This is a genomic window from Nocardioides sp. (genome assembly GCF_047607365.1).
In the GTDB taxonomy this organism is placed as follows: domain Bacteria; phylum Actinomycetota; class Actinomycetes; order Propionibacteriales; family Nocardioidaceae; genus Nocardioides.
In genome coordinates, this window is the sequence record NZ_JASGDD010000203.1 from 1 (window position 1) to 10,160 (window position 10,160).

General features: G+C 70.9%; 11 protein-coding genes. 7 read left to right on the forward strand and 4 right to left on the reverse strand.

Annotation, left to right across the window (positions count from 1 at the left end; all coding sequences use genetic code 11):
• Positions 1–46 precede the first annotated feature (46 nt).
• Positions 47–1,534: an MFS transporter gene (locus QM572_RS15610; RefSeq protein ID WP_415094733.1), complete on the reverse strand. Its 1,488-nt coding sequence runs from the start codon at positions 1,532–1,534 to the stop codon at positions 47–49.
• Between the two features lie 100 nt (positions 1,535–1,634).
• Between QM572_RS15610 and QM572_RS15615 the strand changes: the two genes are divergently transcribed.
• Both QM572_RS15615 and QM572_RS15620 read left to right on the forward strand, forming a co-directional pair.
• Complete coding sequence (locus tag QM572_RS15615; RefSeq protein ID WP_415094735.1) at positions 1,635–2,348, forward strand: TetR/AcrR family transcriptional regulator; 714 nt, start codon at positions 1,635–1,637, stop codon at positions 2,346–2,348.
• 117 nt (positions 2,349–2,465) lie between these two features.
• Positions 2,466–3,080, forward strand: coding sequence for a hypothetical protein (locus QM572_RS15620; RefSeq protein ID WP_415094737.1), 615 nt, complete (start codon positions 2,466–2,468; stop codon positions 3,078–3,080).
• Between the two features lie 35 nt (positions 3,081–3,115).
• On the opposite strand, the gene QM572_RS15625 is transcribed toward QM572_RS15620, so the two are convergent.
• The 3 genes from QM572_RS15625 to QM572_RS15635 form a co-directional block, all read right to left on the reverse strand.
• Positions 3,116–3,604, reverse strand: coding sequence for a CAP domain-containing protein (locus tag QM572_RS15625; RefSeq protein WP_415094739.1), 489 nt, complete (start codon positions 3,602–3,604; stop codon positions 3,116–3,118).
• 73 nt (positions 3,605–3,677) lie between these two features.
• The gene (locus QM572_RS15630; RefSeq protein WP_415094741.1) at positions 3,678–4,082 is read right to left on the reverse strand and encodes a type II toxin-antitoxin system VapC family toxin; all 405 of its coding nucleotides are present in this window, start codon (positions 4,080–4,082) and stop codon (positions 3,678–3,680) included.
• A complete protein-coding gene (locus QM572_RS15635; protein ID WP_415094743.1) occupies positions 4,079–4,312 on the reverse strand; it encodes a type II toxin-antitoxin system Phd/YefM family antitoxin in 234 nt (77 codons plus the stop codon). The genes QM572_RS15630 and QM572_RS15635 overlap by 4 nt, the downstream gene beginning before the upstream one ends.
• Positions 4,313–4,363: 51 nt before the next feature.
• Between QM572_RS15635 and QM572_RS15640 the strand changes: the two genes are divergently transcribed.
• The 5 genes from QM572_RS15640 to QM572_RS15660 all read left to right on the forward strand — a co-directional run bounded on the left by QM572_RS15640 (position 4,364) and on the right by QM572_RS15660 (position 10,031).
• A complete protein-coding gene (locus QM572_RS15640) occupies positions 4,364–4,996 on the forward strand; it encodes a DUF2461 domain-containing protein (RefSeq protein WP_415094745.1) in 633 nt (210 codons plus the stop codon).
• A gap of 58 nt (positions 4,997–5,054) precedes the next feature.
• A complete protein-coding gene (locus QM572_RS15645) occupies positions 5,055–5,879 on the forward strand; it encodes an alpha/beta fold hydrolase (RefSeq protein WP_415094747.1) in 825 nt (274 codons plus the stop codon).
• A 173-nt stretch (positions 5,880–6,052) separates the two neighbouring features.
• Positions 6,053–6,976 carry an oxidoreductase gene (locus QM572_RS15650; RefSeq protein ID WP_415094749.1) on the forward strand — a complete coding sequence of 308 codons (924 nt, stop codon included), beginning with the start codon at positions 6,053–6,055 and terminating at the stop codon, positions 6,974–6,976.
• A 71-nt stretch (positions 6,977–7,047) separates the two neighbouring features.
• Complete coding sequence (locus tag QM572_RS15655) at positions 7,048–8,916, forward strand: acyl-CoA dehydrogenase (RefSeq protein WP_415094751.1); 1,869 nt, start codon at positions 7,048–7,050, stop codon at positions 8,914–8,916.
• An 83-nt stretch (positions 8,917–8,999) separates the two neighbouring features.
• A complete protein-coding gene (locus tag QM572_RS15660; RefSeq protein ID WP_415094753.1) occupies positions 9,000–10,031 on the forward strand; it encodes a family 43 glycosylhydrolase in 1,032 nt (343 codons plus the stop codon).
• Positions 10,032–10,160 lie beyond the last annotated feature (129 nt).

Here is a 10,160-nt window from a genome sequence, read left to right on the forward strand (position 1 = left end):
GACCTGGGTGTAACCCAGGTCACACTCCGCTCACTCCCACGCGGGCTCAGTGGGCCTCCTCCACCGAGTGCGAGTCGGTGAGGGTCAGCGCGCCGAGGGCGCCGATCACGCCGACCACGGCCGCCAGCACCACATAGGTGACGCGCTCGCCGTGGAAGAAGGACGCGACCAGGTCGGCGCCCCACGTGCCCGACGGCAGGGTCGCGGTGACGAGCGTGGCGATGAGCGTGCCCACGACCGCGGTGCCGACCGAGGTGCCGACCTCCTGGGCGGCGTCGTTGAGCGCGGTGCCCAGCGAGGTGCGGTTCTCGTCCATCGCGTCGACCAGGGCCACCGCGCAGATCGTCATCACGGTGCGCAGGCCGACGGTGAAGGTGACCATGAAGAGGGCGATGACGGCGTACCCGTGCTCGACGCCCCATGCCATGCCGGCCAGGGAGCCGGCGAGCAGCACCGCGCCGACGAGGCAGGCGATCCGGTGGCCGAACCGCTTGCCGAGCGCCTCGGAGACGGGGGTCGCCGCGATCATCGTCAGGATGAGCGGGAGGTTGGCGAGGCCCGCGCGGACGGGACTCCAGCCGTAGGCGTACTGGAAGTGCAGGATCAGGCCCCACATCACGCCGGCCATCGCGATGGACGTGCCGACCTGGGCGATGGCGGCGCCGCGGACAGTGCCGTTGCCGAAGATGGCGAGGTCGAGCATGGGCTGGGCCGTGCGGCGCTCGTGCCAGATGAAGCCGACGAGCGCGACGACGGCGCCGATGCCGGAGCCCCACGTCGCCAGGGACATCCAGCCGTGGTCGACGCCGCTCGTGGCGGTGTAGCAGGCGAGGCCGATCGTGGCGATGGAGAGGACCGCCCCGGGCAGGTCGAGCCGGTCCTGCGTCAGGCCGGCCGGGTCGTCCGCCGGTACGCCGAGGCGCACGCCGATCCACGCGATCAGGGCGATCGGGGCGTTGACCAGCAGCAGCCACTCCCAGCGGATGTGGGCAAGTGCCGTGCCGCCGACGAGCGGGCCGAGGATGAAGCCGCTCATGCCGACGATGATCATGATCGTCATCGCGCGCATGCGCAGGGCCTGCTCGTCGAAGAGCCGGAAGACCAGCGAGTTGGTGATCGGGGCCATCATCGCGGCGGCGACGCCGAGCGCGGCGCGCAGCGCGATCAGCTGGCCCGACGTGTCGACGGCGATCACCGCGAGGCTGATCAGGCCGAAGAGGGCGAGACCGACGAGCAGGACGCGACGCCGGCCGAGGCGGTCGGCGGCGGAGCCCGCGGTGAGCAGGAGTCCGCCGAAGACGAGTGAGTAGGCGCCGGTGACCCACTGCAGGGCGGTGGTGCTGCCGCCGAGGTCGCGGCCGATGGTCGGCAGCGCGATGGAGAGCAGCGTGTTGTCCGCCATCTCGACGAAGAAGGCGAGACAGAGGGCGAAGAGCGGGATCCACGCGGCGCGCAGCGAGGTGTAGGTGCGCGCCGTCGGCGTGGAGCCGGGGGTGGTCCCGGGGGCGGATTCGGGGGTGGTGGTGGCGCTCATGGCGAGACCTCCTAAGATCGAACGTTGTTCGAGTTTCGAACGACGTTCGATACAATAGAACAATGTTCGATGATTGCCAAGATGTGATGGGATGTGAGTCATGGCACGCGCAGAGCCGAGTCGCAGGGGCGGCCCACCGACACCACGCCGACGGGCGTCCCACTCGATGGAGGCGGTCCTCACCGAGGCGGTCGCGCTGCTCGACGAGGCGGGCGCCCCGGCACTGACGTTCCGCGCCCTGGCCGCGCGGCTGGGCGGCGGCGTGGCCAGCATCTACTGGTACGTCTCCAGCAAGGAGGAGCTGCTCGACCGCGCCACCGACCACGTGGTCGCCGGCATCCTGGTCGACATCGCCGCGCTTCCGGGCAGCGACGACCCGATCGACGACCTGCGGACCATCGCCGTGACGCTCTTCGACCGCATCGTCGACCGCCCGTGGCTCGCCATCTACTTCATGCGCAACTCCGAGCTCCAGGTCAACGCCCTCCGGCTCTACGAGCGGCTCGGCCAGGAGGTGCTCCGACTCGGCCTGCCCCCGCGAGAGTCCTTCCACGCCGTCTCCGCCGTCCTCGGCTTCGTGATCGGCATCGCCGCCGACCTGGGCCAGGAGCCCCCGGAGGAGGTGCTGGCGGGCGTGACCAGCCGCGACGAGTTCATCGAGCGGTACGCCGACGCGTGGCGCGCTCTGGACAGCTCGGAGTTCCCCTTCCTGCACGAGATCGTGGACGAGTTCGCCCACCACGACGACGCCGACCAGTTCCGCGCCGGGCTGGACCTGCTGCTCGCCGGCCTCCGCCTCCAGGCCGGCCGATGACCCGGAGTGTGATTTAGGCCGGCCTCAGCGGACGTTGCGGGTCCGGACAGGTGCGCTTCCTAGCGTCGTGAGCACGTTCCGACAACCTGCTCAACACCCCGCACGAAGGAGTGCCTCATGTTCCGTCGTCTCAGCACCGTCGCCGTCGCCACGCTCGCCACCACGAGCCTGGCGCTCGCCACCACGACCCCGGCCGACGCGGCCAGCATCGCCAGCACCACCTCCGAGAGCGACACGACCTACACCGTCGTCGCGAAGAACTTCGACGACAACGTCGCCGCCACGATCACCCTGAGGAACGCCCTCGGCAGCTACGCCGTGACCGTGCGGACCGAAACCGACGAGGACGGCAAGCTCACCTACACCTTCGCGCCGCCGAGCGCCGGGAAGTACGTCGTGCGCTTCTCCGCCGACGGCGAGACCGCGAAGAAGACCATCAAGGTCGGCACCGCCTACGGCACCAAGATCACCATCGACGCCGACGACACCAGCGACAAGACGACCACGATCAGCGGCACCGCGGCCGCCGGCTCGACCATCCTCCTCAAGGTCTACGACCCGAGCGGCCACCGCGACGCCGTGAAGCGGGTGGCGGTCGCCTCCGACGGCACGTGGACGACGACGTTCCACAAGGCCACCGACGAGGGCGAGTACGACGTCACCGCGACGTACGTCGCCACGGACCTGCACTACGGGGTCAAGACCTACACCGACAGCTTCGACCGCGACTGAGCCGGGCCGACACCGGCCGCCGCTGCCGCCGCGCGTCAGCGGCGGCCGAAGTCCTGCACCACGATCCACGCGTGTCGGGAGTCGTCGTAGACCAGGCCGATGCCGCTGAGCCGGAACTCGGCGGTGAGGATGTTGGCGCGGTGCCCGGAGCTGTTCATCCAGGCGTCCACCGCCTGCCTGGCCGACCGGACGCCGTACACGATGTTCTCGCCGACCGAGCCGTACCCGCACCGCCGGATCAGGTCGCCCAGGTCGGAGTGGTGGAAGCTGTTCTCGCGGTCCATCTGGTCGGCCAGCCCCCGCGCGAAGCGGTTCGCGCACTTCGTGGCCCGCAGCGGGCTCAGGCCGCGACCGGTGCGCTCGCGGTTGATCAGCCGCAGGATCTCCTTGCGGTAGCCGGCCATGACCTTCGCGTCGTGCTCCTTCTTCGGCCGGAAGCGTCCCGACGCCGCCTCCGCGGACGGGCACAGCACCAGCGTCACCGCCACCACGAGAGCGAGAACAAGGACCCGAGCACCACGCATGTCTCCGTCGTATCACGCCCGGCGCGAGCACACGAGCTTCGCGACGGAGATGCGGGCGAACCCGGACCGTCGGTCAGGGCAGCACCGCGACACCGGCGACGCGCGCCGCCTCGCCGAGGCGGCGGTCGGTCGTGGCCAGCGTGGCCCCGGATCTGATGGCCAGCCAGAGGTACCACGCGTCGTACGCCGACAGGCCGTACTTGTCGGACAGCCACACCAGCGCGGCACTCTCGGGTGCGGTGGACTCGATGGTGGCCGGAAGCTGATCGAGCAGCGCCAGGAACCGGTCGCGCTGCGCGGGGGTCAGTCGCCCTCCCCGCTCGGCGACGAGGAGCACGTTCGCGACCTCGGCCCGCCAGAGCGCAGGCATCAGGCACCCCTCCTCCGCGACCCGGGTGAGCAGGTCGTCGGTCGCCGACGACGCCTCGTCCTCGAAGCACCACGCCATCGTGACCGACGTGTCGACGACGAGCGTCACCGCCGGCCCTCGGCCACCATGTCGGCAACGGTGACGTCGCCACGGCGTACGCCGGCGCGCGCCTGCCGGAAGGCCTCTGCCAGCGATCCGCCCGAGGCGACGGACGCGACCGGGACGAGGCGGGCGATGGCCGCTCCGTGGCGGGTGATGGTGACGACCTCGCCGCGGCCGACCTCGCGCAGGAGCTGCGGCAGACGGGTCTTGGCCTCGTAGGCGCCGACGGTGCTCATGCCTTCAGACTAGTCGCCGACCAGTCCATCGCCAAAGGGCAGAATGATCCGGTGAGCTTCGAGGGGTTTCCGTCTGCCGCGCTGGACTTCTACGACGACCTGGAGGTCGACAACACCAAGTCGTTCTGGGAGGCCCACAAGACGACGTACCAGAGCGCGGTGCTGGAGCCCATGAAGGCGCTGACGAAGGAGCTGGAGGCGGAGTTCGGGGCGGCGAAGATCTTCCGGCCCTACAAGGACGTCCGGTTCAGCAAGGACAAGACGCCGTACAAGACTCACCAGGGAGCGTTCGTCGCGGTGGCGCCGCAGACGGGCTACTACGTGGAGGTGTCGCCGCGCGGGGTGCGGACAGGCGGCGGGTGCTACTGGTTCGAGCCGCCGCGGCTGGCCGCGTTCAGGCAGGCGATCGACCACGACCGCTTCGGCCCCGAGCTCGAGAGGCTGCTGCGGAGCGCCGAGCGGAGGGGCTACGAGGTCGGCGGCGACCGGCTCAAGACCAAGCCCCGCGGCTTCGACGCCGACCACCCGCGGATCGAGTTGCTCAAGCACAAGTCGCTCACCCTCGGCCGGATGATCGGCTTCGAGCCGGTGATCCACACGCCTGCGCTCCTCGACCTCGTCCGCGCCGACTGGCGCGCGACCAGGCCGGTCACCGACTGGATCGGCGAGCACGCGGCGATCTGACGCCCCGCTCCACGATCGGCCGATAGCCACCCGGCGCGACCTGCGGCACACTCGGGATGTGCTGACGACGCTGTCCACCGGAGCGCGGGTCCACGTCGAGGACACCGGCGCGCCGGCTCCCGATGCCGAGACGATCGTCTTCGGCCACGGCCTCCTCTTCAGCGGGCGGATGTTCGCCCCGCAGGTCGCGGCGCTGCGCGACCGCTACCGCTGCGTGACGATCGACTGGCGCGGCCAGGGCCTCTCCGCTCCGGCGCCCGACGGCCGCTACGACATGGACGTCCTCACCGACGACGTCCTCGCACTCGTCGACTCGCTGGGCCCCGGCCGGGTGCACTACGCCGGGCTGTCGATGGGCGGGTTCGTCGGCATCCGGCTCGCCGCCCGCCATCCCGAGAGGCTGGCGTCGCTGACCCTGTTCGACACCAGCGCCGGCCCCGAAGACCCGGCCAACGTCGGGCGCTACAAGCTCCTCGCGCTCGTCTACCGGCTGGTCGGCCTGCGCCCGGTCGCCGGCCGGGTGGCCCCGATCATGTTCGGCGCCAGCAGCCTCGCCGGGCCGCGTGCGGACGAGCTGGTCGGCGGGCTGCTCGACGGGCTGCGGGGAGTCGATCGCGCCGCGATGCGCCAGGCGATCCTCGGCGTCTGCGACCGGGAGGCCGTCGCGGACCTCCTCGGCCGGATCGTCGCCCCGACGCTCGTCATCGTGGGCGCCGAGGACGTCGCCACCCCGCCGCCGAAGGCGTCCGCCATCGCGGAGGGGATCCCGGGCGCGCGTCTCGAGATCGTGCCGGGCGCCGGCCACTCCAGCACCGTCGAGCAGCCCGAGGCGGTGACCGCCCTGATCGAGGAGCTCCTCCGGGCCACACCGGTCGCGGACTAGGGCATGGCTCCTTACTCGGCCGAAGCGCATTCCGTGGTGTCCGCGCCTGGTCCGGCGAGGCGGAGGCGCGAGAGCGCAGCGTGCTGCGCCGAGCGCCGACAACGAAGCCGGTCGGGATGCGGCGCCGTGGAGGCGCCGGCCGAGTAAGGAGCCATGCCCTAGGGTCGGAGCACATGAGCGCCGCGACCTGGACCACCGCCGACATCCCCGACCTCACCGGACGAACGGCGGTGGTGACCGGGCCGAGCCTCGGGGGCATCGGCTACGTCACGGCGCTCGAGCTCGCCCGGGCGGGTGCGGACGTCGTCCTCGCGGGACGGAGCCAGGCCAAGCTCGACGCCTCGGCGCAGGCGATCCGGAGCGAGGTGCCGGAGGCCGCGCTCACCACCACGATCCTCGACCTCACCTCCTTCGACGCCGTACGCCGGGCGGCCGGTGACCTCGAGACGCGCGGCCCGATCGACCTGCTCGTCAACAACGCGGGCGTCATGTGGACGCCGTGGGCGACGACGGCCGACGGTCTGGAGCTCCAGATCGGCACGAACCACTACGGCCCGTTCCTCCTGACCGGACTCCTGCTGCGGCAGCTCGAGGCGGCACCGGCCGGCCGGGTCGTGACGGTCTCCTCGATCGGCCACACCATGGCCCGGAAGGCGCCTCTCGACGACCCGCGCATCAAGCCGGCGAGCTACAGCCGCTGGACGGCGTACTTCGGCTCCAAGCTCGCCAACCTGCTCTTCACCTACGAGCTCGACCGCCGCCTCACGGCGGCCGGCAGCAGCGTCACGGCCCTGGCCGCCCACCCCGGCTTCGCGCACACGCACCTCGTCGCCAACGGCCGCGGCTTCGGCCCGCTGTCGCGGGTGTTCAACGCGAGCTACGGCCTGATCTCCCAGGATGCGGCCGGCGGCGCCCGGCCGACGCTGATGGCGGCGACCGCCGACCTGCCCGGTGGCACCTACGTCGGGCCGGGCGGCCCGAAGGAGATCGTCGGCGCGCCCACCGTCGTCCGCTCGACGCGCCTGTCGCACGACGCCGAGGCGGCCGGCCGCCTCTGGGACCTCTCCCAGAAGGTGACCGGCCGCTCCTGGCTCTGATCGACCCCGCCCGGAGGCTCCGGGGCGGGCCCCACTAGGCATCTAAGTTACCGGCGGGTAGCATTGGCCGGGTGAGCCACTACAAGAGCAACCTGCGTGACATCGAGTTCAACCTGTTCGAGGTCAACGGCACCGACAAGCTGCTCGGCACCGGCCCGTGGGCCGAGCTCGACGTCGACACCGCCAAGGAGATCCTGGCCGAGGTCGACCGCATCGCCCGCGAGGACCTCTCCGCGTCCTTCGTCGACTCCGACCGCAACCCGCCGGTCTTCGACCCCGCGACCAACACCGCCCCCGTCCCGGCGGCCTTCAAGAAGTCCTACGACGCCTGGATGGAGTCCGGCTTCTGGAGCCTGCAGGCGCCCGAGGAGATCGGCGGCACCGCCGCCCCCTCGTCGCTGATCTGGGCGACCGGCGAGCTGGTCGCGGGCTCCAACCCCGCCATCTGGATGTACGGCGCCGGCCCGTTCTTCGCGCGCGTCGTCTTCGAGAACGGCAACGAGCGCGACAAGAAGATCGCCGAGTTCATGGTCGAGAAGCAGTGGGGCGCCACCATGGTGCTGACCGAGCCCGACGCGGGCTCCGACGTCGGCGCCGGCAAGACCTTCGCCACCGCCAACGAGGACGGCACCTGGAACATCTCCGGCGTGAAGCGCTTCATCACGAGCGCCGAGTCGGACCTCCAGGAGAACATCATGCACCTCGTCCTCGCCCGCCCGCGGGGCGTCGAGGGCGTCGGCGGTCCGGGCACCAAGGGCCTCTCCCTCTTCCTCGTGCCGAAGTACCACTTCGACCTCGAGACCGGCGAGCTGACCGGCGAGCGCAACGGCGCCTACGTCACCAACGTCGAGCACAAGATGGGCCTCAAGGTCTCCAACACGTGCGAGGTCACCTTCGGCGACCCGCAGATCGGCGGCGGCGAGCCGGCGGTCGGCTACCTCCTCGGCGAGGTCCACGACGGCATCCGCCAGATGTTCGACGTCATCGAGAACGCCCGCATGCTCGTCGGCACCAAGGCCATCGCGACGCTGTCGACCGGCTACCTCAACGCGCTCGAGTACGCCAAGAGCCGCGTCCAGGGCGCCGACCTCACCAACCCCGCCAAGGACGCGCCGCGCGTGACCATCACGCACCACCCGGACGTCCGCCGCTCCCTGCTCCTGCAGAAGTCGTACGCCGAGGGCATGCGCGCCCTCGTCTACTACACGACCTCGTGGCAGGACCAGATCATGCGCCACCGGGCCGAGGGCACCACGGACACCGACGAGGCCACCCTCGCGGTCGCGGTCAACGACCTGCTCCTCCCGATCGTCAAGGGCTTCGGCTCCGAGCGCGCCTGGGTGCTGCTCGGCACCGAGTCGCTCCAGACGCTCGGCGGCTCCGGCTTCCTGCAGGAGTACCCCATCGAGCAGTACATCCGCGACGCCAAGATCGACTCGATCTACGAGGGCACCACCGCGATCCAGGGCCAGGACTTCTTCTTCCGGAAGATCGTCAAGGACCAGGGCCGCGCGATCGGCAAGGTCTCCGGGGACATCAAGGAGTTCCTGGCGGGCGAGGGCAACCCCGAGCTCAAGGCCTCGCGCGACCTGCTCGCCCGGGCGCTCGAGGACGTCGAGGGCATCGTCGGCCACATGTTCACCGACCTCATGTCCGCGCAGGACGAGATCGCGAACATCTACAAGGTCGCCCAGAACACCAGTCGCCTCCTGCTGGCGGTCGGCGATCTGGTGATCGGCTGGCTCCTGCTCAACCAGGCGGAGGTCGCCGCCGCGGCGCTGGCCGACGGCGCCTCACAGAAGGACACAGCCTTCTATCAGGGCAAGATCGCCGCGGCGAAGTTCTTCGCCTCCTACAATCTCCCCAAGATTGCCGCCGAGCGAGCGATCGCCGAGGCGATCGACAACTCGCTCATGGAGGTCAGCGAGGACTCCTTCTGAGATCAGACCCACTCAGGTCGACCCGCCCGGGCGCCCGCATTCGCGGGCCCCGGGCGGGTCTTCTCTGTCTTGTCACCCTGCTCGTGACGGCGCTGCTGTGCGGGCTCGCCCAGCCCGCCGAGGCCGCGAAGAAGCACAAGAAGCACAAGAAGAAGGCGCCCAGCTCGCTCACCTACCTCGGCGTCGCCGACCCCAGCGTGGTGAAGGCCAAGTCGGGGTTCGTCATCGTCGGCACCGGCACCAACGTCTCGCGCGCGGTCGCCGGCAACGGGCTCAACTTCCGGGCCGCCGACCCCGCGCTCGCCCGCAAGCCCGCCTGGGCCCGCACCGGCGCGATGTGGGCCGCCGACGTGCAGAAGGTCGGCAAGCACTGGCTGCTCTACTTCGCCGCCCCGGTGGCCGGGCTGAAGAGCTCGAGCCGGTGCATCGGCGTGGCCGTCGCCTCGTCGCCGACGGGGACGTTCACCCCGCTGGACGACCGGCCGCTGGTGTGCCCGGCGGGCGCCGCCGTACCCGCGGCCGAGGACCGGCCCACGGACCTGCCCAGCTCCCACGGCGACATCGACCCGTCGTTCGTGATCATGGGTGGGCGGCCCTACCTCGCCTACAAGACCGACGGCATCCCGTCCTCGATCCGGCTCCTCCCGCTGACCGCCGACGGCGCCCACGCGGCCGGCCCGAGCTACGAGATCCTGCGCTCGGCCGGAGTGGTCGAGAACCCCGTCATCTTCCACCACGGCAAGGTGTGGTTCCTGCTGACGTCGGAGGGCAGCTACACCTCGTGCGACTACCGCACGGTGTGGCGGCGCACCCTCACGCCGCTGGCGAGCTGGCAGGGGGCCACCGCCCACGTGATGCTCAACTTCCACAAGCAGCGGATCTGCGGCCCCGGCGGCGCGGACGTGGTGACGAGCAAGGGCAAGACGCTGGTCTACTTCCACGGCTGGACCTGCAACGGCACCCGCCGGCCCTGCGCGCCCCCGCTCAGCGCGACCAGCTCCGCCGACGCGGGACGCCGGCCGGTCCGCACGCTCTACGGCATGCGGCTGGGCTTCACCAAGAAGGGCTTCCCCACCTTCATCAGCTGGCTGAAGCTGCCCGGGAAGAAGAAGTAGCCGAGCCCTAGGGTGTGTTGATCGATTCGGCGCCGTCGCGAGCGGCGTCCAGCGCGTGCGCTGGCAAGGCGGAGCGAGGAGCGATGCCGGAGGCATCGCGACGAGTGACAACGCCGCCAGGGCGCGTGC

Bases quoted from the DNA above. Each gene is read 5' to 3' on its own strand.
- QM572_RS15610 (WP_415094733.1), bottom strand. From the start codon at position 1,534: ATGAGCGCCACCACCACCCCCGAATCCGCCCCCGGGACCACCCCCGGC.
- QM572_RS15615 (WP_415094735.1), top strand. From the start codon at position 1,635: ATGGCACGCGCAGAGCCGAGTCGCAGGGGCGGCCCACCGACACCACGC.
- QM572_RS15620 (WP_415094737.1), top strand. From the start codon at position 2,466: ATGTTCCGTCGTCTCAGCACCGTCGCCGTCGCCACGCTCGCCACCACG.
- QM572_RS15625 (WP_415094739.1), bottom strand. From the start codon at position 3,604: ATGCGTGGTGCTCGGGTCCTTGTTCTCGCTCTCGTGGTGGCGGTGACG.
- QM572_RS15635 (WP_415094743.1), bottom strand. From the start codon at position 4,312: ATGAGCACCGTCGGCGCCTACGAGGCCAAGACCCGTCTGCCGCAGCTC.
- QM572_RS15650 (WP_415094749.1), top strand. From the start codon at position 6,053: ATGAGCGCCGCGACCTGGACCACCGCCGACATCCCCGACCTCACCGGA.